The following is a 25,066-nucleotide window of genomic DNA, read 5'->3' as shown; positions in this document are numbered from 1 at the left end:
ATCCGAGAGGAGCGCCCCCGTGGCAGGCAAGGTCGAGACCGTACCCCAGGTGGCGGACCCGCCCGAGGGCACCGTCCTCTTCCTCATCGGGATGAGGATCAACAGCTTCTGGAAGGTGCACCGCTGGCTGCCGTCCTTCCTGGCCATGTTCCCGATGCTGATCGAGCTCAACAAGCAGAAGGACCACGGCTTCCTGGGCTCGCGCACCTGGCTCAACCGCACCGTGATCATGGTCCAGTACTGGCGCAGCATGGACGAGCTGATGGCGTACTCGCGCAACACCGAGGCCGCCCACCGTCCCGCCTGGGCCCGCTTCAACCGCACGGTCGGCAACGATGGCGCCGTCGGGATCTTCCACGAGGCCTACGTCGTCGACCCCGCCCGGACGCACACCGTCTACCGCAACATGCCGCCGTTCGGCATCGCCAGGGCCACCGCCGGCCGGCCGCAACGGCCGCTCGCGCAGGTCCCGGACCACGGATAGGGGAGGGGGACACCGCCGTGACACAGCAGCAGGGGCCGGTACGGGCCGGCCAGGACGTCCAGTGGCGCAGGTGCGGGGCGTGCGGCGCCTTCATCTACGGCAAGCGGCTGGACCGCAACCGCAAGGTCTGCCCCGAGTGCCGGTTCCACTTCCGCATACCGCCGGACACCCGGATCGAGCAGCTCGCCGACCCGGGCAGCTTCCGCGCCTTCCCCGACGACCACCGGCCGCGCGACCTGCTCGGCTTCACCGACAGCAAGCCGTACCGGGACCGGCTGCGCGACGCCCAGGCCAGGACCGGACGCAACGACGCCGTGCTCGCCGGGCGCCTGACGATCGAGGGCCGCCCGCTGGTCGCCGCCGTGCTCGACTTCAGCTTCATGGGCGGCAGCATGGGCTCGGTGGTCGGCGAGACCATCGCGGCCGCGGCCCGCCAGGCCCTCGCCGAACGGCTGCCGCTGCTGCTGGTCGCCGCCTCCGGAGGGGCCCGCATGCAGGAGGGCGCGCTCTCCCTGATGCAGATGGCCAAGACCTCGCAGTGGATCGCCGCCCTGCGCGAGGCGGCGCTGCCGGTGATCAACCTCAACACCGACCCGACCTTCGGCGGCGCCAGCGCCTCCTTCGCCATGCTCGGCGACGTCATCCTCGCCGAGCCGGGCAGCCTGATCGGCTTCGCCGGACCGCAGGTCATCCGCAACACCATCCGCGAGGAGCTGCCGCCGGGCTTCCAGAGCGCGGAGTTCCTGCTGGAGCACGGCATGATCGACGCGGTCGTGCCGCGCGAGAACCAGCGCGAGCACCTGGCCCGGCTGCTGACCCTGCTCGGTCCCTCGGTGCCCGAACTGCCGGACCCGGCGGGCGCCGAGCCGCTCACCACGCCCGTCCCAGCCGTGCGCAGCACCCGCGACACGGTGGCGCTGGCGCGCACGATCCAGCGGCCCACCGCGCGCGAGTACATCGGCTACGTCTTCGACGACTTCGTCGCCCTGCACGGCGACCGGGCCTTCGCCGACGACCGGGCGCTCGTCGGTGGCATCGCCCGGCTCGGCGGCCAGAGCGTGGTCGTCCTCGGCCACCAGAAGGGCCACGACACCGCGGAGCTGGTGAGCAGCAACTTCGGGATGCCCAACCCCGAGGGCTACCGCAAGGCGCTGCGGCTGATGCGGCTGGCGGACCGGTTCGGCCTGCCGATCGTCGCCCTCGTCGACACCCCCGGAGCCTTCCCCGGCATCGGCGCGGAGGAGCGGGGCCAGAGCCTGGCCATCGCCGAGTGCATCCTCGAACTCTCCCGGGTCCGCGTGCCCGTGGTCTCCGTCGTCACCGGCGAGGGCGGCAGCGGCGGGGCTCTGGCCCTGGGCGTCGCCAACACGGTGCTGATGCTGCAGAACGCGTACTACTCGGTGATCAGCCCGGAGGGCTGCTCGACCATCCTGTTCGGCACCGCCGAGCAGGCCGGCCGGGCCGCGGACGCGCTCCGGCTCACGGCCTCGGACCTGCTGCGCCTCGGCGTGGTGGACGCCATCGTGCCCGAGCCGCCGGACGGCGCGCACACCGCGCCGTACGCCACCGCGCTCAATGTCAAGACCGCCCTGGTACGGGCCCTGGCCCCGCTGCTCGACCTGCCGGGGGACCGGCTCGTCGAGGTGCGCCGGGACAGGTTCGACCGCTTCGGGCACCCCGACCGTCAGCCGGTAGTGGACTGGGAGAAGCGTGATGAGCACGAGCACTGAGGAGACCACCGAGGCGGCGGGCGGGAGCGCCGACGGCGCGATGACCGTGGAGGAGCTGCGGGCGCAGACCCGGCTGCTGGCCGGCGAACTGCCCGGCACCCTGCGGCGGATCACCCTGCGGGCCGGCGGGATCAGCGTGGACGTGGAGTGGGAGTCCGCCCCGGTCGCGGCCGCCCCCACGCCCGCCCCCGCCGTCGCCGCACCGGGCACCGCCGCCCCCGCGCAGCCGGCGGCGCCCGCCGCCCCGGCCGCCCCCGCCGTGCCCGACGGGGACGCCCCGCCCGCCGGGCTGGTCAGCGTCACGGCACCGCTGGTCGGCACGTACTACCGGGCGTCCTCGCCCGGCGCGGAGCCCTTCGTGCAGGTCGGCGACGTCGTCGAGCCCGGCCGGCAACTGGCGATCATCGAGGCGATGAAGCTGCTCAACTCGATCACCGCCGAGACCCGCGGCCGGGTGCACGCGATCCACGTCCAGGACGGCGAGGTCGTCGAGTACGCCCAGCCGCTGATCGACCTCGTCCCCGTCGACTGAGAGGGCACAGCCGTGTTCGACAAGGTGCTCGTCGCCAACCGCGGGGAGATCGCGCTGCGCATCATCCGCTCCTGCCGCGACCTGGGCGTGCGCACGGTGGCGGTGTACTCCACCCCGGACGCCGACGCCCGGTTCGTCAAGGCCGCGGACGAGGCCGTGCACATCGGCCCGGGCGCGCCCGCGCGCAGTTACCTCAACATCCCCAACATCATCGGCGCCGCCGTCAAGACCGGTGCCGAGGCCATCCACCCCGGTTACGGGTTCCTCTCCGAGGACCCGTACTTCGCGGAGATCTGCGCCGACGACGGCATCACCTTCGTCGGCCCGCCCCCGGACGTCATGGAGAACGTCGGCGACAAGGCCACCGCCCGCCGGCTGATGACCGAGGCCGGACTGCCGCTGCTGCCGGGCACCATCGAGCCGGTCGACTCGGTGGAGGCCGCCGAGGCCGTCGCCGCCGCGATCGGCTACCCGGTCATCATCAAGGCCGCGGCGGGCGGGGGCGGCCGCGGCATCACGGTGGTACGGCGCCCGCAGGACCTGAGGGACGCCTACACCGCCACCCGGGCCAGCGCGCAGGCCGTCTTCAAGAACAGCGCGGTCTACATGGAGCGCTACCTGGAGAAGACCCGGCACATCGAGATCCAGGTCGTCTGCGACGACTTCGACGGCGCCGTGCACCTGGGCGAGCGCGACTGCTCGGTGCAGCGCCGTCACCAGAAGCTCGTCGAGGAGTCCCCCTCGGCCGGCGTCTCCCCGCAGTTGCGGGAGCGGCTGGGCGCGGCGGCCCTGGCCGGTGCCCGCGCGGTGGGCTACCGGGGCGCGGGCACGGTGGAGTTCCTGCTGGAGGCCGGCGACGGGGAGGGCGGCGGGGACGGCGCCCGCGGCGAGGACGTCTTCTGGTTCATGGAGATGAACGCCCGGATCCAGGTCGAGCACCCGGTCACCGAGCTGGTCACCGGCGTCGACCTGGTCGGCGAGCAGTTGCGGGTCGCCTCCGGCAGCCCGCTGTCGGTCAAGCAGGAGGACGTGGAGATCCGCGGGCACGCCATCGAGTGCCGCATCAACGCCGAGGACCCGGCCCGGGCCTTCGCCCCCACGCCCGGACTCCTGGAGCGCTACCGCGTCCCCGGCGGGCCGTGGGTCCGGGTGGACACCGACTACGACCCGGGCTCACGCGTCAGCCCGTACTACGACTCCATGATCGGGAAGCTGATCGTCTGGGGCCCGGACCGCGGCAGCTGCATCGAGCGCACCCTGCGGGCGCTGGCGGAGTTCGAGGTCTCCGGGCCCGGCGTGCACACCACGATCCCGCTGCACCAGGAGATCCTCGGCCACCCCGAGTTCCGCCGGGGCGACGTGGCCACCGACTTCCTGGAGCGCCACTTCGCCATGTGAGCAGCACGACCAGCCGAGGGGAGCCGCCGTGTCGGACCAGGAGCTCACATCCCAGGACATCGGCGTCTACCGGCACCTGCTGCAGGTGTCGCCGGACGCCGACCGGTGCGCGTCGGAACTCGGACTGGTTCCGGACGACTTCGACGAGTCGGTCAAGCGGCTGATGGCGCACCGGCTGCTGCACCCGGACGGCCCCTGCCGCTACGAGGTCGTCTCGCCCGGCCTGGCCGCGGCCGAACTCACCGCCTCCCTCAGCCTCCAGGCGCACCAGCTGCTGCGCCAGATCGACACCACCCGGCGTGACCTCGGCCCGCTCGGCGCCCTGTACGACGCCCACCAGCGGCAGCGGCTGGCCGGCACCACCACCGAACTGCTCACCGACGGCGACGCGGTACGGCACCGGCTCGCCGACCTGTCGTCGCAGGTCCGCGACCGCGTGCTCACCGCCCACCCCACCCTCGGCGGCCCGCAGACCCTGCGGGCCGCCCTCGACCTGGACCGCGACCTGCTCGACCGGGGCGTGCGGTACCGGACGGTGGTCCCGCACACCGCGCGCCGGCAGCGGGAGGCGCTGCGGCACATGACCCGACTGGGCGACCTCGGTGCCCAGTTGCGCACCGCGGCGGTCATACCCGGCCGGATGATCCTGCTGGACGGGGTCGTGGCCCTGGTGTCCACGGGAAAGGGCGGCGGCGCCGCGCTCTTCCGCGACCCGACCGTGGTCTCCTTTCTCGAAGTGATATTCGACCACATCTGGGAGCACGCGAAACCGGTAGACGGCGATTTCGACGGCGACGTCTTCGAGGACGTCGAGGTGGCCATTTTGCGCCAGCTGGAACTCGGCAGGTCGGATGAATTCATTTCCCGGCGGCTGGGTATCTCCACCCGTACGCTCCGCCGCTACCTGTCGGGGATGTGCGAGAAGCTCGGTGTGGAGACCCGCTTCCAACTGGGCATGGCCGCAACCAGGCTGGACCTGTTCGGGAACGGGGACGATCCGGACAGTGCGGGATAGAAATTCCTGATCGCGACGTTCGGGTATTTCCACCCGGCCCCGCTGGACCCTCCGGCGGCGCGCCGCGGATGATTTCCCCGGCCCACTCCACATTCCTACCGAGGGAATCAATGACTGGCATGGCTGCTGCCTCCCGGAGGCGGATCATTGTTTCCGGTGTCTCCTCCGACGCGCACATGTGGAACCTGGTGTTCCTGCAGTTGCTGCTGGAGGAGCACGGCCACGAGGTGTCCAACCTCGGCAGCCTCACCCCCGACGCGGAGATCGCCGGCGCCTGCCGCGCGCTCCGCCCGGACCTGCTGGTCATCGGCACCGTCAACGGGCACGGTCACCTCGACGGCCTGCGTCTGATCCGCGCCCTGCGCGCCGATCCCGCACTCGCGGCCCTCCCCGTCGTGATCGGCGGCAAGCTCGGCGTCCACGGACGCGACGACGCCCGCCTCGCCGCCCGTCTGGCCGCCGCCGGCTACGACGCCGTCTTCGCCGACGGCGACGACACCGGCGGCGGCGCGCTGGCCCGCTTCGGCGCCTACCTGCGGGCGCTGCGCACCCCGCCCGCCCTGGCGGAGGTGGCCTGATGCCGTACAGCCCCGACCGCTTCTCCGCGTTCGTCCGCCGGGCCCGCGCGGCCGGGCGACTGGTCGTCCAGCCCCGCATGGGTTTCGGCGAACTCGACCGGATGCGGGCCGGGTTGCGCGCCGTGCGCGAGGCCCGCGCCACCTCGGTCGGCACCATCACCCTCGACAGCTACACCCGCTGCCACGACTACGCCGCCGCCCGCCGCGCCCTGCGCGACCGCGCCGCCGACCTCAACGGCTTCCCGCTGATCGCCCACGGGCCCGTGGCCGTGAAGGAGCTGCTGGCCGGAACGGCCGCGCGGGACTTCCCCGTGCAGGTACGGCACGGCACCGCCCTGCCGCTGCGCCTGTTCCGGGTCATGGCCGAGGCCGGGATCGACGCCACCGAGGGCGGCCCCGTCTCGTACTGCCTGCCCTACAGCCGCACCCCGCTCGCCGCGGCGGTCCGCGAGTGGCGGGAGGCCTGCGAACTCCTGGCCGGGCTGCCCGTGCCCCCGCACCTGGAGACCTTCGGCGGCTGCATGCTCGGCCAGCTGTGCCCGCCGTCGCTGCTGGTGGCGCTCAGCGTGCTGGAGGGGATGTTCTTCCGCGAGCACGGGCTGACCGGCATCTCGCTCAGCTACGCCCAGCAGGTCCACCCCGGCCAGGACCTGGAGGCCCTGGCCGCGCTGCGCCGGCTGGCCGCGGAACGGCTGGCGGACACCGACCGGCACCTCGTGCTCTACACCTTCATGGGCGTCTTCCCGCGCACCCCGATCGGCTCCTACCGGCTGCTGGAGCACAGCGTCCGGCTCGCGGTGCGCGGCGGCGCGGAGCGGCTGGTGGTCAAGACCCCCGCCGAGTCCCACCGCATCCCCACCGTCGAGGAGAACGTCGAGGCACTGGAGTTCGCGCACGCCGTGGCGGAATCGGCCGCCGCCGACGCCTGCGCCGGGCCGGGGCCCACCGCCACCGGCCTGTACGAGGAGGCCAGGACGCTCGTCGACGCCGCCCTCGGCCTCGGGGACACCGTCGGCGACGCCCTCGTGGCGGCCTTCGCCCGCGGCGTTCTCGACGTGCCGTACTGCCTGCACCCGGACAACGCCGACCGCGCCCGCGCCGCCGTCGACCCCTACGGCGTGCTCCGCTGGACCGAGGCCGGCGCGATGCCGGTGACCGCCGGCCGGACGGACGGCCCGGCGGCGCCCGTTCCCCCGGTCACCGCACGCGGCCTGGGCGAGATGCTCTCCTTCAACGAACGCCACTACGACCGTGAGGACCTCACCGGCGCCTCCCGCCCGCTCCCCGGGTACGCCTCGTGACCGCCCCCGCGCGCGCGAGGACCGGCACCCTGGACGCCGTCCGCGCCCGGGGCGCCCTGCGCGCCGCCGTCTCCCAGGGCATCCGCGGGCTGTCCCTGCGCACCGGCGACGGCCGCTGGACGGGGCTGGACACCGACATCGCCCGCGCCGTGGCGGCGGCCGTCCTCCACGACCCGGAGGCCGTCGACTGGCGCCCGGTGCGCGCCGCCGACCGGCTCCGCGTGCTCGCGGCGGACGAGGCCGACCTGACGGTGTGCAACCTGACCTGGACGCTGGGGCGGGAGGCCGCCCACCCGGTGCTCTTCGCCGGGATCACCGCCTACGACGGCGAGGGCTTCCTGGTGCGGGCCGCCGACGGCATCGACGGCCCGGCCCGCCTCGCGGGGCGGCGGCTCGCCGTCCACACCGGCTGCACCACCCCGGTCAACCTGGCCGCGTGGTACGGCCCGCGGGGCCTGACCACCGTCCCCGTCGGCTTCCACGACCCGGCCGAGGCGCTGGCCGCGTACGCCTCCGGCGACTGCGCCGCGTACGTCCTGGACCGCATCGCCCTGGCCGGCGCCCGCGCCGGGCTGCCGGACCCCGCAGCACACCGCCTCCTGCCGGTCTCGATCTCCCGGGAGCCGATGGCCGCCGCCGTCCGCGACACCGACCCGCACTGGTTCCGGCTGGTCCGCTGGGTCCTGCAGCTGCTGCCCGCCGCCGAGCACGAGGGCGCGGCGCAGGCCGCCGCGCAGGCCGGGCCGCACGGCCCCGCGGTCGGGCTCGACGAGCGGTGGGCCGCCCGCGTGCTGGCCGCCGTCGGCAGCTACGCCGACGTGTACGAACGCAACCTGGGCGCCGCCTCCGGCCTCGACGTGCCGCGCGGCCCCAACGAACTGTGGACCCGGGGAGGGCTGCACTACGCCGTCCCCCTGCACTGACCCCCGTCCGCCGCGGAAGGAGCCGAGGGCGCATGACCAGTGACACCACACCCGCAGCACACGGGCGCGCAGGCGCCCTCGAACTCACCGCGGCCATGGGGCTCTCCGGCACCCTGGGCGTCTTCGTTCTGGAGTCCGGGGTCTCCTCCTCCACCGTGGTGCTCTTCCGCTGCGTCTTCGGGGCGGTGGCGCTGGCCGCCTACTGCCTGCTGCGGGGCCACCTGAGGAACACCGGGCTGACCCGCCGCAGCTTCGCGCTCGCCGCGCTCGGCGGGGTGTTCATCGTCCTCAACTGGGTGCTGCTCTTCGACGCGTACCACCGCACCTCGATCTCGGTGGCCACCGTCGTCTACCACACCCAGCCCTTCTACGTGGTGCTGCTGGGCGTCGCTCTGTTCCGCGAACGGCTCGACCGGCACCGCGCCGGCTGGATCCTGCTGGCCTTCGCCGGGGTGCTGCTCGTCGCCGGACTGCCCGGCGCCGGTCCCGGCGGGCACGGGTACCCGCTCGGCGTCGCCGAGGCGCTGCTCGCGGCCCTGCTGTACGCCTTCGCCACGGTGATCGCCAAGCGCCTCACCACCGTCCGCCCGCAACTGACCGCGCTGATCCAGGTGCTGGTGGGCATCCCGCTGCTGCTGCCCTTCGCCCGGCTCGGCGAGACCGCGGGCCTCGGGGCGCGCTGGGGCTGGCTGGTGGGACTCGGCGTGATCCACACCTGCCTGATGTACGTCCTGCTCTACTCCTCGTACCGGAAGCTGTCCACCGACCGCATCGCGGTGCTGTCGTTCGTCTACCCGGCCGTGGCGATCCTGGTGGACCTCGCCGTCTACGGCCACCGCGTCGGGCCGCTGCAGGCCCTCGGAGTGCCGCTGATCGCCGCCGCCGGACTCGGCGTCAACCTCGGCTGGCCGCTGCTGCCGTGGCGGGGCCGCCGCCCCGCCACGGCCGACGGCACCGAACCGGAAGCCACGGCACCCGCAGCCGGGCTCGTCCAGATCGGAGATCCCCGATGACCCTCGTTACCGATCCCGCCGCCCCGCGCATCGCCATCGTCGGCGCGACGGGGGCCGTGGGCAGCACCCTCATCGAGCTGATCGAGGAGCGCGGACTGCGCTACCGCGAGATCCACCTCGTCGCCTCGGCGCGCAGCGCGGGCCGCCACGTGGCGGTCGACGGGCGCGCGTGCGAGGTCTCCGCCCTGGAGGACTTCGACTTCGCCCGGGCCGACATCGCGTTCTTCTCGGCCGGCACGTCGGTCAGCGACAAGTGGGCCAAGACCGCCGTCGCCCAGGGCACGCTGGTGATCGACAACACCAACGCCTTCCGCATGGACCCCGACACCCCGCTCGTGGTGCCGCAGGTCAACGCCGACGAGCTGCACCGGCGGCCGGCCGGCGGGATCGTCGCCAACCCCAACTGCTCCACCATCCCGCTGGTCCGCACGCTGCTGCCGGTGCAGCGGCGCTGGGGGGTCCGGCAGGTGGTGGTCAGCACGTACCAGGCCGCCTCCGGCCAGGGCCACCAGGGCATCGAGGAGCTGCTGGAGGGCAGCGAGGTCGCGCTGCGCGACCCGGACGCGGACCTGCCCTCCGAGCGCTTCCGGCCCGCCCTCGCCTTCAACGTCGTCCCCTCCATCGACCGGCTGCTGGAGGGCGGCTTCACCCTGGAGGAGCAGAAGATGCTCCAGGAGTCCCGCAAGATCCTCGGGCTCCCGCACCTGGACCTGACCGCCACCTGCGTACGGGTGCCGGTGGTCAACTCCCACTCCGAGGCGGTGTGGGTCGAGGCGGGGGCACCGGTGGACCGCGAGGAACTCGTCGCGCTGCTGGCCGCGCTGCCCGAGGTCACCGTCCACGACCGGGAGCACCCGGGCGGCTTCCCCACCCCGCTCACCGCCGGGCACCCCGACCACGTCCACGTGGGGCGGATCCGGGTCGCCCCGCACAACCCGCGGGGCTTTTGGATGTGGCTGGTCTCGGACAACCTGCGGGTGGGCGCGGCCCTGAACGCCGTCCAGATCGCCGAGTACGCGCTGACCCGCGGCTTCCTGGGCGGAGGCGCACGATGAAGGCCCCGGCGGTGCTGAAGTTCGGCGGTTCCACCTTCCGCACGCACGCCGCCTACCACGACCTCGCCGCCGGGCTGGACGAGCGCATCCGCCGCGAGGGGCGGCCGCTGGCAGTCGTGGTCAGCGCGATGCAGGGCGAGACCGAGGGGCTGCGCGGCCGGCTGCACGAGGTCAACCTGCGCCCCGAGGACGCCACCGCCGCGGGCATGCTCGCCACCGGGGACCTGGTCAGCGCCCATCTGCTGGCCAGCGCCCTGCACAAGGCGGGCCGCAGCGCCACCGTGCTCGCCGGGCACCAGGTCGGCCTGGTCACCAACTCCTCCTTCCTGTGGGCCCGGGTGGTGAGCACCGACCCCGGCCCCCTGAGGAGGGCGCTCGACCGGCACGAGGTCGTGGTCGTCCCCGGCGGCCAGGCCGTGGACGCCCAGGGGCGGCCCACCTGGCTGGGCAAGAACAGCTCCGACCTGTCGGCGCTGGCGGTCGCCCGCGCCGTGGAGAGCCACGTCTGCGAGATCCACTCCGACGTCGACGGCATCTACACCTCCGACCCGCACCTGGTCACCGGGGCCCGGATGCTGCCGCAGGTCTCGTACAACATGGCCGCCCTGATGTCGCTGTACGGGGCGAAGGTGCTGCACCGCCGCGCCGTCCAGCTCGCGCTGCGGCACCGCATCGAGATCGTGCTGCGCTACAACCGGGCCCCGTACTCCTCGGGCACCCGGATCAGCGCGGTCGGCAACCAGCTGGCCGCCGTCGTCCTCAACCGGCGCTCGGTGGTGCTGGACTTCCCCGACGACGCCCGCGCCGACGCCGCGCACAACGCCTTCCACGTCGCCGGCATCGACACCGTACGGCTCACCCAGGAGTCCCGGGTGGCCGTCATCGGCGGCTACGTCGACCTGGAGGCCGTCCAGCTGCGGCAGGGCGTCACCCCGGGCCGGCACGTGGGGGTGCCGGTCGCGGAGGTGCGCGGCAGCAAGGTCACCACCCACATCGCCGACAGCGGCGAGGACGCCCTGCACCTCGCGCAGCGGCTGCACGACCGGCTGGACTTCCCGGCCGCCTCCGGTGCCCCCGACGCCCGCCTTGTAGGAGTGTGAGCCGTGAAGGCAACCTTCGCCGAGTTGGAACTGCCCGACGCGGTACGGGACGACATCGGGGCGCGGCTCGCGGCGCTCCCCGACCCGGCGCCGGACATCGACCGCGCCATGACCCGCTACCACCGGGTCTTCGCCGCGCTGCCCACGGAACTGCTGCAGCAGGTGCTGGACTTCGGCCGGCACATCGACACCCCGGGCGTCGCGCTGGTGCGCAACCTGCCCGTGGACCGGGACCTGCCGCCCACCCCGGTGGACGGCGGGCCCAGCACCGCCAAGCGCGGCTTCGTCGCCGAGGGCGTGCTGCTGGGCCTGTCCGGGCTGCTGGGCGAGCCCGTCGGCGTGCTCACCGAGAAGGAGGGGCGGCTGATCCACGACGTGGTCCCCGTCCCCGGCGGGGAGAGCACCCAGACCAACCAGGGCTCGGCCGTCTTCCTCAACTTCCACAGCGACATCACCCACGACCCGGCCGGGCGCTGGGACGTCGCCAACCCGGACTTCCTGGTCCTCAACTGCCTGCGCGGCGACCCCTCCGGGACGGCGGCCACCTATTACGCGGACGCCCGCGACATCTGCGGGCAGCTGGCGGACGGGGCGCTGGAGGCGCTGCGCAGTCCGCTGTTCCGGCTCAACGCGCCGGGCAGCTACACCCGCGATGTCGCGGGCGGTGCGGAGGTCCTGTCGGACCCGGTGCCGATCGTCAGCGGCTCCCGGGACTTCCCCGGGATCGCCGTCTCCGCCAACGGCGTGCGCCCCCTGACCCGGGGGGCCGCCGCGGCCCTGGAACTGCTGCACGAGGCCTGCCGCGCGACGGCGCACGCCGTACGGCTGGAGCCGGGCACGGCCCTGCTGGTCAACAACCGCAAGGGCGTGCACGCCCGCTCGGAGTTCACCGCCCGCTACGACGGCCGGGACCGCTGGCTCCAGCGCACGTACGTACGGCGCAACCTGTGGGACATCAGGTACCGGGTGACCCCGGGCGACCGCCGCGTGCACCACTGAGCCGCGGGCCCCGGGGCGGGCCGGACGCCGCGGGCGGCGGGCGGCTAGCGGTGCCGCCCCGGCCAGTGCAGAGTGCCGGATTCCTCTTCCGGGGCACCGGTAGGTGCGGTCATGGGGTCATTCGACGACATGATTTCTCCTTCAACCAATTCCGTGACGAATCAGGCGTGGTGGCCGTCGGTCGAATGCGTGTCGGCGCCACCGATCGGAGCCACGTCCCACTTGTCATCCGCCAGCGTGACGTTCCGCGGCCCGTTGCCGCCGGAAACGACCGGGGCCACCGGAGTGGTGGCGGAGTAAACAACTCCGGCCGCCAGGACGATCACCGAGAAGCCCCGGGCAAGTAAATGACGAGTGTTCACCATCGTGGATCCCCCCACATCGCTTGTCCGTCGCGCCCTTTGTGGGCACGAGAACAAGGTGTCAGTCCCGGAGATCGAGTTCGAGCCGCCGGAAGTGTCCTATGATGGAGCGGCAACAAGTGGATAGCGGCAAATCGGGCATGGGGTGGGTGATCGGTGGACGAGCATCGCCTGTTGGACGACCTTGCTGTTGATGCGTACGAATGCGCTTTGCGAGACGGTGCCTTCAGGGATGAGGAGATCGCCGCCGAGCTGGGCGTCGGCGTCGACCTGGTCGCCGAGGCCCGCAAGACCCTGGAGGAGCTGCGGCTGCTGGGCCGCATCGGCTCCGGCCGCTCCGTCGTGGCGCTCGACCCTGACGTCGCGGAAGCGGAACTGGTGACACCGCTGGAGCTGTCCATCGCCCACCGCCGGCAGGAGATCGCCGCGATCCACCGCCAGTTACGGGCGCTGTCCGCCGTCTACCGCACGAGCGACCGGGCCGCCCCCGACGACGTGCCGGTCAGGGTGCTGGACGACTTCGAGGAAGTGCGCAGGGAGATCGACCTGGCGCGGCGCCGCTGCACCGAGGAGCGGATGAGCCTGCAGCCCGGCGGCGGCCGCAGCGCGGAACTGCTCGAACAGGACCTGGTGCAGACCCTGGAGATGCGGCGCCGCGGAATCCGCATCCGCACGCTCTACCAGCACACCGCCCGCACCAGCCTCGCCACCCGCACCTATGTGCGGCAGATCTGCGAGGGCGGCGCCGAGGTCCGTACCGCCGAGGAGCTCTCCGAGCGGCTGATCATCTACGACCGCAGACTGGCGTTCATTCCGAAGGAACGGAAGGGAAAGGAACCGCCGGGTGCGGCGATTGTCTCCGATCCCACGCTCGTCGCCTATCTCTGCCGCTCGTTCGAGTCCATATGGCAGGGGAGCCAGCCCTTCGACGTCGGCCGGACCGCCGAATACCAGCAGGTCACGGAGGACCTGCGGTTGTCAATTCTGCGGCTGATGGCCATGGGATTGAAGGACGAGGTGATCGCCCGCCGCCTCGGGATGGCGACCCGTACATGCCGCCGCCACATATCCGTAATCATGGAGGAACTCGGCGCCACCAGCAGATTCCAGGCGGGATTGCTGATCGGCCGCCAGGGATTGATCCCCGACGGCGATGCCGTTCCCCCCGATCCCGCCGGAGGCGATGTGTCCGAATGCTGACGGGCGTTGTCCTCGATCAGACAACCCGGAGTTCTGGCGCCCGGCACCGGCGGCTTGATTTCCTGTGGAGGGAGTATTGATCCGGCGCGAGCCGAACCACGGGAGGGGTCAATGGACATTCGGCAGCTGGCGACGTTCCACAAGGTGGCGACGCTGCTCAGCTTCACCCGGGCGGCGACGGAACTGAAGTACGCGCAATCCAGCGTCACGGCCCAGATCAAGGGCCTGGAGATGTCGCTCGGCGTCGACCTCTTCGACCGTCTCGGGGGCCGTATCCAGCTCACCGATGCCGGCCAGCGGTTGCTGCCGTACGCCGAGCAGATGCTCTCCCTCGCCGGCGAGGCGCGCGGTGCGACGCTGGGCTCCGAGGAGCCCTCGGGAGTGCTGACGATCGGTTCGATGGAGAGCATCACCTCCTACCGGATGCCCCCGTTACTGGAGTTCTTCCACCACCGATACCCGGCCCTGCACATCGTGCTGCGGCCCAGCCTGTGCGCCGAGACCTGCCACGCGCTGCGCCAGGGCATGTTCGACATGGGCTTCCTGATGGAGGCCGAGACCCAGCACCCCGGCGTCCAGACCGAGGTCCTGGGCTCCGAGCCGCTCACCGTGGTCGCCGCACCCGACCATCCGCTCACCCGGGCACACAAGATCACCACTGATGACCTGCGGCAGGTCCAGGTGATCTCCGCCGAGGCCGGCTGCGCCTACCGTGAGCTGTTCGAGGCCGAACTCAACGACGGTACGGGCGAGTCGCTGCCCTTCCTGGAGTTCGGGACCATCGAATCCATCAAGCGCGGGGTCGCGGCGGGGCTCGGCATCAGCCTGCTGCCGACGGCCACCGTCGCCGACGCCCTGGAGGCCGGCACGCTGGTGACCCTCCCGTGGCCGGTGCCCTTCGAGGTGCACACCCAGATCGCCTGGCGGCGGGGCAAGAACCTCTCCCGCGAGATGCGGGTCTTCGTCGACCAGACCATGCGCTTCCTCGCCGAGGAGTACGCGCGCTAGGGCCATTCGTCAAAGTCCTGCCTGCCCCGCGCTGCGTTGTGGAATCGTCCGAGTAGCCCACTACGAGGGCGACTCTCCGCCTTGCGGTGCACCGCACTTGGGGGTACCTCCCAGCGGAGCTGGGGGAACCGCGGGGCCCGCCCTCCGGGCGGCCGGCACTACTTGGACGACCGGCCCTGGGCCAGCCGTACGGCGACGGCCGCGCGGTGGCCGTCCCCGACGGCGACGTCGGAGAGCGACCAGCCCTCGGGGCCCGTGGCGGGGGCGGGTCCAGAGCCCACGTAGTCCTCGGACGGGTCCCTGGCCAGGCCCGTCCCCAGGCCCTTCAGGTACGCCTCCTTGCGTGCCCACGCCCGCGCGAAGGCCTCGCGGCGCTCCACCGGCGGCAGCCCGCCCAGCTCGTCCACCTCCGCCGGGTGCAGCGAGCGCCACACGCCGTCGACGGCCTCCTGGCCGGGCAGCGCCTCCACGTCCACTCCCACCGGGGTCGCGGCGAAGGCCAGCAGCGTCAGCTCCCGGGAGTGCGAGAGCGAGAAGTGCGGCGCGCCGCCCTCGACCGCGGGCCGGCCGTGCGGGCCGCCGCAGGACGGGCAGGTCTCCCGGGTCAGCGGCACCTTGCCGGGCGGGGTCCCCAGATACGCCGCCAGCAGCAGGCGCAGCGCCACGTGCGCGGTGACGTAGCTGGTGCGGTCGCGGTCGAAGCGGAAGGCCGTGGCCCGCTCGCGCTCCTCGCGGTCCAGCAGCCCGGGCGCGAGGTGGACGGCGGCGGCCGCGTTCGCCGCCGTGTCCACCAGGCACAGCCGCGGCGGTTCGCCGGGCCCCGGCGGGGGCAGGCGCCGGGCCGCCGCCGCCACGCTGAACCGCTCCGGGACCAGTGTCACGGCCGGGCCGCCGGGGCCGTGGACGCGGCCGGGACGATCGCGAACGCCTCGACCTCCAGGAGCAGTTCGGGCCGGATGAGCGCGGCCACCTGCACCGCCGAGCTGGCCGGGGGACGCTCGGTGTCGACGTACACGTCGCGCGCCTCGCGGACCGCGGGCAGGAAGGCGACGTCGGTGACGAAGAAGGTCAGCTTGACCACGTCGCCCCAGTCCGCCCCGGCGGCCGTGAGGCAGCGGTCGAGGTTGCCGAAGACCTGGCGCGCCTGCGCCGCCGGGTCGCCCGGCCCGACGAGCTCACCCCGCTCGTCCACCGCGATCTGGCCCGAGACGGCGACGAACCGGCCCTCGCCCCACACGACGTGGCTGTAACCGGTGCCTGGCGGGACACCCTCCGGAGCGGCGAGGTGGGTGAGGTGCGCCATGCGTTCCCCCTTGATGATCGACACCGCTCCATGCTCTCCCAGGGGGTCGGCCCGGCGCCACAGCGGACGTCATGACCGGTGTCATTGGCCAGGGATTCTCTGGGCATAAATCGTCATATGGGCGGAGACAGGAGGTTCCCCTCATGAGTCATGCCGAAACCTACGATCTGACCTTCCCCGTCTCCGGCGACACCGTGGTCGTCAAGCGCACCGAGCGCAAGGGTGCCGGGGGGCACCCGGTGTACAGCGACGACACCGGCATCGTCCAGGCGGAGATCAGCGACCGGGGGGAGGTCCGCATGCTCGCGACGGGCGGGCACCAGCACCACGACGTCCCCTCGCGGGCGACGCCGCACTGAACGCCCTGTCGCCACCGGCGTCCCGGAACCGGCCACGTGCCCGCCGTCGGACGCCGCTGTGGGCCACCCATCCCCGGTCGCCTTCCGTGACCGTGCGGACCGCCCCCGTCACCCCGCCGGGATTCCTGTCGAGTTGATTTGAATATCCAACTCACTGGATTAATGCGCGACGACCTGGCCGCGCGGACGGGGGAGCGCCTCCCGGTCCGCACGCTCGGCGCCCACTTCCTGGCCCCCGTCGACGAGCGCCCGCTGCGCCTGGCGGCGACCACCCTGCGCGAGGGGCACCGCACGTCCGTGTCATCGGTCACCGCCCTGCAGGACGGTGCCGCCGCGCTCACCGGCACCGCCGTGTTCGGACGGAGCGAACCCGGCCCAGCCCGCACCGGCACGCCCGTGCCCGACGTCCCCGCGCCCGGCGCCTGCCCGCCGCTCACCCTGCCGCGCTCGCTGGCGGCGTTCGCCGCCCACCTGGAGATCCGCCCGGCCGGCGACGCGCGCCCCCTGGCCGGCGGGGAGCGCGCCGAACTCCTCGCCTGGATGTGGTTCGCCGACGGGCGGCCGGTGGACGCCGAGGCGCTGGTCGTCCTCGCCGACGCCCTGCCGCCCGCGCTGTTCGCGGTGTGGACCGAGCCCCGCCCCGTGCCGACGGCCGAGCTGACCGTGCACTTCACCGACGTCCTCGACGCCGCGCCCGCGCAGGGCCTGGTCCGCAGCCGCACCGAGCACGCAGGCGGCGGCTGGGCCGTGGAGGACAGCGCCGTGTGGACCGAGGACGGCCTGCTGCTCGCCCTCGCCCGTCAGGCGCGCGCCGTACGCGAGTTCCGCCCCGGCCGGCAGGGCTGACCGGCCCGTTCCCGCCCGTTCCCGCCCCGTCCCCACGGCGACGGCGGCGGCGCCGGACCCCCTCCCGGTCCCGGGGAGGGGTGTCCGGCGCCGCCGCTGCGTGGCGCCGCGAGGGGTCAGCCGATCTCGGCCCCGTACACCTCGAGCGCGTCCGTCACCGGCTGGAAGAACGTCTCCCCGCCGCCGGTGCAGTCGCCGCTGCCGCCGGAGGTCAGGCCGAGCGCGGTGCTGCCGGAGAAGAGGGCGCCGCCGCTGTCGCCGGGCTCGGCGCAGACGTCGGTCTGGATCAGTCCGGAGACCGAGCCCTCCTGGTAGTTGACGGTCGCGTCGAGCCCGGTGACCGTGCCGTCGTGCACCTGGGTGGTGCTGCCGCTGCGCTGCACGGCCTGGCCGACGGTCGGCGTGGCCGCCGACGTGATCTCCTGCGTCGAGCCGTTGTAGAGGTCGACCGCGCTGGGGTGGTCGACACCGGTGCCGGTGTACTTCACCAGCGCGTAGTCGTGGCCGGGGAACGTCGCGGCCTCGACCGAGCCGATCTCCTGTCCGCCGGAGCTGTCCGACCAGCTCTTGATGCCCACGCCGCAGTGACCCGCGGTGAGGAAGTACGGCTGCCCGTCCTTGACGACGTTGAAGCCGAGCGAACAGCGCGCGCCGGAGCCGAAGATGGCGTCGCCGCCGGCGATGAAGGGCTGGAACTCACCCTTCGACTTGTGAATCCGGGCGGTCCCGGCGCCGAGCCCGTCGACCGCCTTGCCGAGCCGTGCCATCCCGGCCGCCGACACGGTCCGGTCGGCCGTCACGACCACCTGGTTGGTCCGCGGGTCGACGGACCAGGCCGTGCCGGGGATGCGGGCCTCCAGGCCCAGGGTGCGCGTGGCGGAGCGCAGTTCGGCCATGGTGTTGGCGACCGTCTTCGGCACGGCGCCCGCCGCGCGGACGGTGTCGGCGGCCGCGGCGTCGAGCACGTTGACGACGAGCCGGTCGCTCGCGGCGTCGTAGTACGACCCCGCGGTGTCCTCGGTGCCGAGCTGCGAGGTGAGGTGCGCGGCCAGGGTCACCGCGGCGGCGGGCGTGAGGCTCTTGGGGGCGGGCGCCGGGCTCGGCGCCGCGTTGGCCTGCGGCAGCACGATCAGTGCCGCCAGCACGGCCGCAGCCCCGCTGCCCGCGAGCACGGCCTTCCGCCCGGATATTCGACGATGCTTCAAGTCCTGTACCTCCACGTGGGGGGATGGGCCGGCTCAACTACCGCCAACCCGGAGGAATTTGCGGTGCAAGGCGTCACATCCCGAAAAGAATGCGTGTCCACGCCAAGCAACGCCGTCGAGTATTCCGAGGCCGTTCCGTGACCGGCAAGGCAGGATTCCGGTCTCCACAGCCGTCTCACAAGACATCCCGATTCCCGGTGTGGAACCTTTCATTCCGCTGTGCGGGAGGGCTCCCGCCGCGCTGCGCGACGGGCCGCACACGTCAGGTGAGGACTACACCTGTCCGGTAACCGCCCACGCGAACGCCGACAGGCGCCCCCGCGGGGGCGCCTGTCGTGCCGTCGGTTCCGGTCCGCTACGTGCCCGGCGGGACGGCGGGGATCGCCTCCTGCGGCGTACGCGTCGTCGACTGCGTCCCCGCGGCGGTGGCCGCCGGGTCGAGGTCCCGGTGGACGACGCGGGCGACCGCCTCGATCGTGGCGACCCCGGTGTTCATGGTGCGGTTGTCCTGCGTCAGCACCGTGAGGGAGTAGTCGTGCCCCGAGCCGGTGAACGCGCCGAGGCTGTGCACCCGCCAGCCGTGGGTGGCGCGCGGCAGCCAGCCGTTCTTCACGTGGACCGTCACCCCGCGCGGGGCGCCGGCGGGGGTGCCCCAGCGCTGTGTGCCGACCACCTTGTTCATCAGCTTCAGGATGTACGCCCGGGAGTTGTCGCTCAGCACCGCGTTCTTCGCCGTCACCAGGTCGAGCAGCCGCTGCTCGTCCTTCGCCGTGATCTGCGTGAGCCCCCAGTAGCCGTTGCTCCCCGGCACGGTGCGGGTCATGCCCGCGGCCTTCAGGAAGCCCTTCACCTTGGCCACCCCCAGCTGCCGCCACAGCTGCGTGGTCGCGGCGTTGTCCGACTTGGTGATCATCGCCGTGGCCAGCTTCACCTCACGCGCCGTCAGGTAGCGGTTGCGCTTCTTGTTGTCCCACAGCAGGGTGGCCAGCACCGTCACCTTCACCGTGCTCGCCGAGTCGAACCGCTGGTCCGCGCGGAGCGTGCACACCGTCTTCGTCCTGCGGTCCCGCAGCGACAGGGCCACCGTCGCCGTCCTGCCGCGCAGCGCACCGGTGATGTCGGCGCTCAGCTTCGCCGCGAGCCCCGCCTTGCCCGAGGTGCACACCACGGCCGGTGCCGCCGCCGCGGCGCTCCCCGCACCCGTCCCCACGACGGCCGTCGGCACGACCGCGCCCACCACGACCGCGGCCGCCACCGCTCTCCCGGCGCGCCGCGCCGTCCGTCCCCGCCCCATGGCCCCTCCCCGTCATCCCCTGGACCCCGCTCCCGGGCCTCGCAGACGTTGACCCACGGCCGCGGGCGAAAGGTTGTACGGATGCGGCACCGGGGTGCGGGGCGGGGGTCAGCGGACGCCGCGCGTGCGGAACTGGACGCTGATCCGCGGCCCCACGGCGCGCGTGCTCTTGGGGATCGCGTGCTCCCACGTCCGCTGGCAGGAGCCGCCCATCACCACGAGGTCGCCGTGCCCGAGCGGCAGCCGCATCGAGGCCGCGCCCCCGCCGCGGGGCCGCAGCGCCAGGTCGCGCGGGTCGCCGACGGACAGGATCGCCACCATCGTGTCCTGGGTCGCCGACCGTCCGGTCCGGTCCCCGTGCCAGGCGACGCTGTCCCGGCCGTCCCGGTAGAAGCAGAGCCCCGCCGTGACGAAGGGCTCGCCGAGCTCGTCCGCGTAATGGGCGTCGAGCGCGGCCCGGGCCTCGTCGAGGACGGGGTGCGGCAGCCCGTCGCCCTCCCCGTAGAAGGCCAGCAGCCGGGGCACGTCGACCTCCCGCTCGTACATCTGCCGCCGTTCGGCCCGCCACGGGACCGAGCCGGCCAGTTCCTCGAACAGGGCGTCGGCCCCCTGCAGCCATCCGGGCAGCAGGTCGAGCCATGCGCCGCTGCCGAGCCCGGTCCGCCGGAGGCCGTCCAGCGGACCGAGCAGCAACTCGTCGCTCTGGTCGAAGAGCGATCCCTGGAGCGGTGCGGTCATGCGTCCAGGGTAACCCCTCAATCGAACAAGTGAGCTATTCGCCGAACGCGGCCAGGTCGAGCCCTGCCAGCCGCTCGGGATCGGCCAGGATGTCCAGCTCGACGACGAGCCCGTCCACGATCGTGAAGCCCATGACCGACACCACCCGGCCCTCCGCCACGGCGACCACCCCCGGCGCCCCGTTGACCAGTGCCGGCCGTGCGTGCAGGGCCGCCCGCCGGAAGGAGAGCGCCTGGCTCGCGACCGTCCGCGCGCCGCGCAGCTCCCGGGCCGCCCCCGGGAAGGCGGCGCCGGTGTCCGCGCGCAGCACGACGTCCGGGTGCAGCACCGCCACCAGGGCCTCGAAGTCGCCCGCGCGCGACGCCGCCAGGAACGCGCCGACCACCTCCCGCTGCCGGCCCAGGTCCGCGTCCGGCACCGGCGCTGCCCCCTGCACCCGGCGCCGCGCCCGGCTGGCCAGCTGCCGCGCCGCCGCCGGCGTGCGCCCGACCATCGGGGCGATCTCCTCGAAGGGCACCGCGAACATGTCGTGCAGCACGAAGGCGAGCCGCTCGGCGGGCGACAGCGTCTCCAGCACGACCAGCAGCGCCAGCCCCACCGAGTCCGCCAGCAGCGCCGCCTGCTCCGGGTCGCCGGCCGCGTCCTCCCGGCTCACCACCGGGTCGGGCACCCGTACGTCGTCCAGCGACGACTCGCCCCGCGAGGTCCGCGAGCGCAGCATGTCCAGGCACACCCGGCCCACCACGGTCGTCAGCCAGCCGCCCAGGTTCCCGATCCCGTCCGCCCCGGCCCGGTTCAGCCGCAGCCACGCCTCCTGCACGGCGTCGTCCGCCTCGGCCAGCGACCCCAGCATGCGGTACGCCACCGCCCGCAGGTGCGCCCGGTTCTCCTCGAACCGCTCCGCCAGGAACTCCTTGTCGTCCATCGGTCCCATTCCCTCGTCGCGTTCCCCCGGCTTCCCTCGGCGCACTGACGAACCGGTCGCGTCCAATGTGACAGAGGGGTGTGACAGGGGGCCGGGGTCGCGGAGGGGCGGCGTCCGCGGCCCCTGGTCACCAGCCGGCGAACAGCCGTCCCCGGTGCGACGCGCGGCGGGCGCTGCTGAGCAGCGCCTGGAACTGGCTCCCCGCCTGGTCCGCGTTCTGCAGGCGGGACGGGAAGGGCAGGCGGGCGTCGGTGTGGCCGTTCGCGTACTCCACGCGCAGCGTGATCCCGTAACGGTCCACGGCCACGGGCAGGACCTGCCGCGCGCCGGGGGCGGGGGCCGGCTGCACCAGCCGCAGCAGCAGCGGCACCAGCTCCGCGTGGTCGTCCACCAGGTGCGTCAGCATCCCTGCCTCGGCCGTCGCCAGCGGGTCCGCCTCCGCCGTCGTCAGCTCGGCCAGGCCTACGGAGTCGGTGCCCTCCGCCGTCTCCAGCCTCGCGTGCACGAACTGCATGCACTGGCTGTCCGGGGCGTCCGCCCGGTACGGCGCGGCCGTCCAGCCGGTGACGGTCACCCGGGCCCGCACCCGGTCGCGTACGGGGGTGGGGGCGACGTCGGTGAACTCCAGCGTGATCGGGGTGCTCTCGGGGCCGAAGGCCGTCTCGAGGGGGTGCAGATGGACGTGACCGGCGAGCGCCCGCGCCGTCAGCCGGGTCACCTCCGTGCGCTCCCGGTCGTTGACCACGGTCATGGAGTGGGCCGAGGCGAGGACGGACCGGATGCGTTCGGCGTGCGTCGGCCGGGCGGGAGCGAGGGGGGCGGTGGTCTTGCTGCGCATCCGGATCTCCGCGAGACGTAGGTTAGGTTTGCCTAACCTAGCCATATGCGCCCGGGTGTCGCCATCCCCCACGGGCCCGCACGTCCGCGCGCGGCACGCGGGCGCGTTCCCTCCTCTCGTCGCGGACCACGGCGCGGCCGACCGGGCCGGCGTGAGACCGCGGCCCAGGCCGCTCACGGAATGGGCACCGAGCACGCTGTGCATCGCCGCCGCGCGGTCCCCGAAGCCCGCTGTGAACAACCGCTGAGCCCGTGGTCGACACGGCCGGAGCCGAGCCCCGACAGCGGTGCCGCACCCGGCGCGAAGGCGCCGACGCCAACCGCCACCAGCGCCTACGACAACCCCGGCGGCCTCCGGCTGCTCAGCCCAGCCCTCGTACCGCGCCCCGCACCTTCGCGGCGAGCGCCGCCGGCAGCCGGGCGTGGCCCTGGCGCTCGGCGGCGGTCTGCCCCGGACCGCTGACCGCGTACAGCAGGAACGCCTTCAGCGTCTCCAGGGGGCGGGGCTCGTTGCCCTTGTCGCAGACCACGGCGTAGCCGACCCGGGTGATCGGGTAGGCGCCGGGGGCCGGGCCCGTGCCGGCCAGGTCGAGCGCCAGGCCGCCGCCGCTCCCCGCCGTCCGCGCGGTGGCCAGGGCGCGCGTGGCGGTGGTGACGGCGGCCGCCACCGGCTCGGCCGCCCCGGTGTCCAGCCGTACCGCGTCGAGCCCTCCGGCCGAGGCGAAGTCCAGGTAGGCGATCGCCCCCGGTTCCTGCGCGACCCGCGCGGCCACACCGTCCGCGCGGGCCACGCCCTCTCCGCCGCTCCCCGGCCAGTCGGACGTCGCCTCGTAGGCCCACGCGTCCGGCGCCGCTTCCCGCAGGTACCCGGTGAACGTCCTCGTGCTGGTGGTGGCGTCGGCCCGGTGGACGGCCGTGATCGCCCGGGACGGCAGGGCGACGTCCGGGTTGAGCGCGGCGATCGCCGGGTCGTTCCAGCGGGTGATCCGCCCGTCGAAGACCTTCGCCAGCGTCGGCGGGTCCAGCACGAGCCCGTCCACCCCCGGCAGGTGGTAGACGACCGCCACCGGTGTGGCCAGCAACGGCAGGTCGACGGCCTTGCCGCCGCCCGTGCAGCGCTTCCCGGACTGCAGGACCTCCCCGGTCGCCAGCGGCACGTCGGAGAGCGCGAAATCCGCCGTCCCCTGCAGGAACGCCGTCGTTCCCGCGCCCGAGCCCGTCGGCTGGTACGAGACCGTGGAACGGGGGCAGGCCGCCTGGAAGCCGGCGGTCCACGCCTCCACGGCCTCCCTCACGGCGCTCGCCCCGCCGCCCACCAGGGCGCCCCGGGCCCCCGGGCAGGAGAAGGACGCTTCCCCGGAGGACGCTCCCCGCTTCCCCGAAGGGCCCTGCGCCGCCGCGCCGTCCCCGTCCTTGCCGCCCGAGCCGTCGAGGTCGACGAGGAGGGGGACGCCCACCGCGAGCGACGCGGCGACCAGCACGGCGCCGGCCGCCAGGGCCACCCGTCTGCCGCGGGCCCGCCCGCGCGGTGCCGGAACCGGACCGGTGGGCCCCGCCCGGTCCACCGGCGGCGGCCCGAACGCCCCGGGGCGCGGCACCGGGCGGATGACCCGTGTGGCGGTGTCCCGGGGGCGGTCGGCCAGGGTCGGGGAGTGCTCCGGGCCGGGCCCGGACCCGGGCTCGTCGGCCTCCGGCTCGTCGGGCTCCGGCGGGGCGGGTTCCGGGTCCGGCACGGATCCCCCGGCGCGCGCCAGCGTCAGGAAGGCCAGCAGCTCCTCCACCGAGGGGCGCTCCTGCGCGACCTTGGCCAGGCACGGCGCCACGAACGCGTGCAGTTCCTCCGGCAGCCCGGTCAGGTCCGGCTCCTCGTACACCACACGGAACCCGATCGCGTGCGAGCTGTCGCCGTCGAACGGGCCGTGGCCGGTCGCCGCGTACACCAGGACGGCACCCAGGGCGAAGACGTCGCACGCCGGGCCGACGGCGCCCGCGCGGAACTGCTCGGGGGCCATGAAGGCGGGCGTGCCGACCACCGTCCCGGTCCTGGTCAGCCGCTCGGTGCCGGCGGCCCGGGCGATCCCGAAGTCGATGACGCGCGGCCCGTCCTCCGCCAGCAGCACATTGCCCGGCTTCAGGTCGCGGTGGACCAGCCCGGCCCGGTGGATGTCGCGCAGCGCCTCCACCAGACCCGCGCTCAGCCCCAGGACCTCCTCCGCCGGCAGCGGCCCCCGCTCCGCGACCCGCCGCGACAGCGCCGGTCCCGGTACGAACAGGGTGGCCAGCCACGGCTGTTCCGCGTCGGCGTCGGCGTCGACCACGGGCGCCGTGAACGCCCCGCTGACCCGCCGCGCGGCCGCCACCTCGCGCCGGAACCGGTCCCGGAAGCCGGCGTCCTCGGCGAACTCGGGACGGACCACCTTGACCGCCAGCGCCCTCCCCGACACCGACCTGGCCAGGTAGACGACCCCCATCCCGCCCGTGCCCAGCCTGCCCTCCAGCAGGTACCCGCCGACGGACCGCGGATCCCCCTCCACCAGCGTCACCCGGTCGCTCCCTCCCCGCGCCCAGCAGCAGCACACAGCATAGGGAGCGACCCCTCACCAGGGGCCCGTACCGGGCAGCCCGGACCTCACCGCCCGAGCGCGAACTCCTTGCGCTCCAGCGCGATCACCCGCGTGTGCAGCACCCCGGGGAGCAGGTCACGCCCAGCCGCGGGCAGGGCGCCGAGGCAGCCGTTCGCGAGGCGGTCCGGCGCCGTCGGCGACAGCTCCATGATCCTTCGAGCCTATCCACGGGTCGCGGGCTACGGCAGGATGTGCGCGGTTCCCAGAAGGAAGGCGTAGACCCAAGTGGACGCTACG

26 protein-coding genes are annotated in these 25,066 nt (G+C 73.7%); 16 read left to right on the top strand and 10 right to left on the bottom strand.

Going from position 1 to position 25,066, the window contains the following annotated elements; genetic code table 11:
- Positions 1 to 19 precede the first annotated feature (19 nt).
- From PV410_RS17250 to PV410_RS17195, 12 genes are all read left to right on the top strand, one after another.
- Entirely contained in the window at positions 20 to 484 is a 465-nt protein-coding gene (locus tag PV410_RS17250; protein ID WP_500325446.1) for a DUF4188 domain-containing protein, read from the top strand.
- Positions 485 to 501: 17 nt separating this feature from the next.
- On the top strand, positions 502 to 2,214 hold the full coding sequence (locus PV410_RS17245; RefSeq protein ID WP_500325444.1) for an acetyl-CoA carboxylase carboxyltransferase subunit alpha: 1,713 nt from the start codon (positions 502 to 504) through the stop codon (positions 2,212 to 2,214).
- Complete coding sequence (locus tag PV410_RS17240; RefSeq protein ID WP_500325442.1) at positions 2,198 to 2,746, top strand: acetyl-CoA carboxylase biotin carboxyl carrier protein; 549 nt, start codon at positions 2,198 to 2,200, stop codon at positions 2,744 to 2,746. Before PV410_RS17245 ends, PV410_RS17240 begins: the two co-directional genes overlap by 17 nt.
- A 12-nt stretch (positions 2,747 to 2,758) precedes the next feature.
- Entirely contained in the window at positions 2,759 to 4,144 is a 1,386-nt protein-coding gene (locus PV410_RS17235) for an acetyl-CoA carboxylase biotin carboxylase subunit (RefSeq protein ID WP_500325440.1), read from the top strand.
- Between the two features lie 28 nt (positions 4,145 to 4,172).
- Positions 4,173 to 5,159, top strand: coding sequence for a helix-turn-helix transcriptional regulator (locus tag PV410_RS17230; protein WP_500325438.1), 987 nt, complete (start codon positions 4,173 to 4,175; stop codon positions 5,157 to 5,159).
- Between the two features lie 119 nt (positions 5,160 to 5,278).
- The gene (locus PV410_RS17225; protein WP_500325436.1) at positions 5,279 to 5,737 is read left to right on the top strand and encodes a cobalamin B12-binding domain-containing protein; all 459 of its coding nucleotides are present in this window, start codon (positions 5,279 to 5,281) and stop codon (positions 5,735 to 5,737) included.
- Positions 5,737 to 7,038: a methylaspartate mutase gene (locus PV410_RS17220; protein WP_500325435.1), complete on the top strand. Its 1,302-nt coding sequence runs from the start codon at positions 5,737 to 5,739 to the stop codon at positions 7,036 to 7,038. The genes PV410_RS17225 and PV410_RS17220 overlap by 1 nt, the downstream gene beginning before the upstream one ends.
- Entirely contained in the window at positions 7,035 to 7,961 is a 927-nt protein-coding gene (locus PV410_RS17215; RefSeq protein ID WP_500325433.1) for an amino acid ABC transporter substrate-binding protein, read from the top strand. Before PV410_RS17220 ends, PV410_RS17215 begins: the two co-directional genes overlap by 4 nt.
- Positions 7,962 to 7,993: 32 nt before the next feature.
- A complete protein-coding gene (locus tag PV410_RS17210) occupies positions 7,994 to 8,974 on the top strand; it encodes a DMT family transporter (RefSeq protein ID WP_500325431.1) in 981 nt (326 codons plus the stop codon).
- The gene (locus PV410_RS17205; protein WP_500325430.1) at positions 8,971 to 10,029 is read left to right on the top strand and encodes an aspartate-semialdehyde dehydrogenase; all 1,059 of its coding nucleotides are present in this window, start codon (positions 8,971 to 8,973) and stop codon (positions 10,027 to 10,029) included. The genes PV410_RS17210 and PV410_RS17205 overlap by 4 nt, the downstream gene beginning before the upstream one ends.
- Entirely contained in the window at positions 10,026 to 11,129 is a 1,104-nt protein-coding gene (locus PV410_RS17200; RefSeq protein ID WP_500325428.1) for an amino acid kinase family protein, read from the top strand. Before PV410_RS17205 ends, PV410_RS17200 begins: the two co-directional genes overlap by 4 nt.
- A gap of 3 nt (positions 11,130 to 11,132) precedes the next feature.
- Complete coding sequence (locus PV410_RS17195; RefSeq protein ID WP_500325426.1) at positions 11,133 to 12,128, top strand: TauD/TfdA family dioxygenase; 996 nt, start codon at positions 11,133 to 11,135, stop codon at positions 12,126 to 12,128.
- A gap of 161 nt (positions 12,129 to 12,289) precedes the next feature.
- On the opposite strand, the gene PV410_RS17190 is transcribed toward PV410_RS17195, so the two are convergent.
- Positions 12,290 to 12,493, bottom strand: a complete 204-nt coding sequence (locus PV410_RS17190) for a hypothetical protein (RefSeq protein ID WP_500325425.1) — start codon at positions 12,491 to 12,493, stop codon at positions 12,290 to 12,292.
- Positions 12,494 to 12,646: 153 nt separating this feature from the next.
- On the opposite strand from PV410_RS17190, the gene PV410_RS17185 reads away from it, so the two are divergent.
- On the top strand, positions 12,647 to 13,690 hold the full coding sequence (locus tag PV410_RS17185; protein ID WP_500325423.1) for a helix-turn-helix transcriptional regulator: 1,044 nt from the start codon (positions 12,647 to 12,649) through the stop codon (positions 13,688 to 13,690).
- A gap of 111 nt (positions 13,691 to 13,801) precedes the next feature.
- Positions 13,802 to 14,698 carry a LysR family transcriptional regulator gene (locus PV410_RS17180; RefSeq protein WP_500325421.1) on the top strand — a complete coding sequence of 299 codons (897 nt, stop codon included), beginning with the start codon at positions 13,802 to 13,804 and terminating at the stop codon, positions 14,696 to 14,698.
- 158 nt (positions 14,699 to 14,856) lie between these two features.
- Here the strand turns inward: PV410_RS17180 and PV410_RS17175 are convergent, their stop codons facing one another.
- The gene (locus PV410_RS17175) at positions 14,857 to 15,579 is read right to left on the bottom strand and encodes a 4'-phosphopantetheinyl transferase family protein (RefSeq protein WP_500325419.1); all 723 of its coding nucleotides are present in this window, start codon (positions 15,577 to 15,579) and stop codon (positions 14,857 to 14,859) included.
- Positions 15,576 to 16,001 (bottom strand): RidA family protein, encoded by a 426-nt coding sequence (locus PV410_RS17170; protein ID WP_500325572.1) that lies wholly within the window; start codon positions 15,999 to 16,001, stop codon positions 15,576 to 15,578. Before PV410_RS17170 ends, PV410_RS17175 begins: the two co-directional genes overlap by 4 nt.
- Before the next feature lie 143 nt (positions 16,002 to 16,144).
- On the opposite strand from PV410_RS17170, the gene PV410_RS17165 reads away from it, so the two are divergent.
- Both PV410_RS17165 and PV410_RS17160 read left to right on the top strand, forming a co-directional pair.
- Positions 16,145 to 16,360 carry a DUF6296 family protein gene (locus PV410_RS17165; RefSeq protein WP_499514004.1) on the top strand — a complete coding sequence of 72 codons (216 nt, stop codon included), beginning with the start codon at positions 16,145 to 16,147 and terminating at the stop codon, positions 16,358 to 16,360.
- Positions 16,361 to 16,522: 162 nt separating this feature from the next.
- Complete coding sequence (locus tag PV410_RS17160) at positions 16,523 to 17,206, top strand: acyl-CoA thioesterase (protein ID WP_500325417.1); 684 nt, start codon at positions 16,523 to 16,525, stop codon at positions 17,204 to 17,206.
- Between the two features lie 116 nt (positions 17,207 to 17,322).
- On the opposite strand, the gene PV410_RS17155 is transcribed toward PV410_RS17160, so the two are convergent.
- From PV410_RS17155 to PV410_RS17125, 7 genes are all read right to left on the bottom strand, one after another.
- A complete protein-coding gene (locus PV410_RS17155) occupies positions 17,323 to 18,411 on the bottom strand; it encodes a S1 family peptidase (protein ID WP_500325415.1) in 1,089 nt (362 codons plus the stop codon).
- Positions 18,412 to 18,766: 355 nt separating this feature from the next.
- The gene (locus PV410_RS17150) at positions 18,767 to 19,705 is read right to left on the bottom strand and encodes a serine hydrolase (protein ID WP_500325413.1); all 939 of its coding nucleotides are present in this window, start codon (positions 19,703 to 19,705) and stop codon (positions 18,767 to 18,769) included.
- 108 nt (positions 19,706 to 19,813) lie between these two features.
- The gene (locus PV410_RS17145) at positions 19,814 to 20,443 is read right to left on the bottom strand and encodes an alpha-ketoglutarate-dependent dioxygenase AlkB (protein WP_500325411.1); all 630 of its coding nucleotides are present in this window, start codon (positions 20,441 to 20,443) and stop codon (positions 19,814 to 19,816) included.
- A 34-nt stretch (positions 20,444 to 20,477) separates the two neighbouring features.
- Positions 20,478 to 21,368, bottom strand: coding sequence for a sigma-70 family RNA polymerase sigma factor (locus tag PV410_RS17140; protein ID WP_500325409.1), 891 nt, complete (start codon positions 21,366 to 21,368; stop codon positions 20,478 to 20,480).
- 127 nt (positions 21,369 to 21,495) lie between these two features.
- Positions 21,496 to 22,206 carry a DUF2470 domain-containing protein gene (locus PV410_RS17135; protein WP_500325407.1) on the bottom strand — a complete coding sequence of 237 codons (711 nt, stop codon included), beginning with the start codon at positions 22,204 to 22,206 and terminating at the stop codon, positions 21,496 to 21,498.
- A 361-nt stretch (positions 22,207 to 22,567) separates the two neighbouring features.
- On the bottom strand, positions 22,568 to 24,748 hold the full coding sequence (gene pstS / locus PV410_RS17130) for a phosphate ABC transporter substrate-binding protein PstS (RefSeq protein ID WP_500325405.1): 2,181 nt from the start codon (positions 24,746 to 24,748) through the stop codon (positions 22,568 to 22,570).
- Between the two features lie 86 nt (positions 24,749 to 24,834).
- Entirely contained in the window at positions 24,835 to 24,978 is a 144-nt protein-coding gene (locus PV410_RS17125) for a hypothetical protein (protein ID WP_500325403.1), read from the bottom strand.
- Positions 24,979 to 25,066: the final 88 nt, after the last annotated feature.

It is taken from the genome of Streptomyces sp. PA03-5A, from assembly GCF_033792725.1.
Taxonomy (GTDB): Bacteria; Actinomycetota; Actinomycetes; order Streptomycetales; family Streptomycetaceae; genus Actinacidiphila.
Note: the sequence above shows the minus strand (reverse complement) of the source record. Positions and strands in the feature narration are given on the sequence as shown.

Coding starts and splice junctions, on each gene's coding strand:
- PV410_RS17240 (WP_500325442.1), top strand. CDS start 2,198: ATGAGCACGAGCACTGAGGAGACCACCGAGGCGGCGGGCGGGAGCGCC.
- PV410_RS17225 (WP_500325436.1), top strand. CDS start 5,279: ATGGCTGCTGCCTCCCGGAGGCGGATCATTGTTTCCGGTGTCTCCTCC.
- PV410_RS17220 (WP_500325435.1), top strand. CDS start 5,737: ATGCCGTACAGCCCCGACCGCTTCTCCGCGTTCGTCCGCCGGGCCCGC.
- PV410_RS17210 (WP_500325431.1), top strand. CDS start 7,994: ATGACCAGTGACACCACACCCGCAGCACACGGGCGCGCAGGCGCCCTC.
- PV410_RS17205 (WP_500325430.1), top strand. CDS start 8,971: ATGACCCTCGTTACCGATCCCGCCGCCCCGCGCATCGCCATCGTCGGC.
- PV410_RS17200 (WP_500325428.1), top strand. CDS start 10,026: ATGAAGGCCCCGGCGGTGCTGAAGTTCGGCGGTTCCACCTTCCGCACG.
- PV410_RS17190 (WP_500325425.1), bottom strand. CDS start 12,493: ATGGTGAACACTCGTCATTTACTTGCCCGGGGCTTCTCGGTGATCGTC.
- PV410_RS17180 (WP_500325421.1), top strand. CDS start 13,802: ATGGACATTCGGCAGCTGGCGACGTTCCACAAGGTGGCGACGCTGCTC.
- PV410_RS17170 (WP_500325572.1), bottom strand. CDS start 16,001: ATGGCGCACCTCACCCACCTCGCCGCTCCGGAGGGTGTCCCGCCAGGC.
- PV410_RS17165 (WP_499514004.1), top strand. CDS start 16,145: ATGAGTCATGCCGAAACCTACGATCTGACCTTCCCCGTCTCCGGCGAC.
- PV410_RS17160 (WP_500325417.1), top strand. CDS start 16,523: ATGCGCGACGACCTGGCCGCGCGGACGGGGGAGCGCCTCCCGGTCCGC.
- PV410_RS17150 (WP_500325413.1), bottom strand. CDS start 19,705: ATGGGGCGGGGACGGACGGCGCGGCGCGCCGGGAGAGCGGTGGCGGCC.
- PV410_RS17145 (WP_500325411.1), bottom strand. CDS start 20,443: ATGACCGCACCGCTCCAGGGATCGCTCTTCGACCAGAGCGACGAGTTG.
- PV410_RS17140 (WP_500325409.1), bottom strand. CDS start 21,368: ATGGACGACAAGGAGTTCCTGGCGGAGCGGTTCGAGGAGAACCGGGCG.
- PV410_RS17135 (WP_500325407.1), bottom strand. CDS start 22,206: ATGCGCAGCAAGACCACCGCCCCCCTCGCTCCCGCCCGGCCGACGCAC.
- PV410_RS17125 (WP_500325403.1), bottom strand. CDS start 24,978: ATGGAGCTGTCGCCGACGGCGCCGGACCGCCTCGCGAACGGCTGCCTC.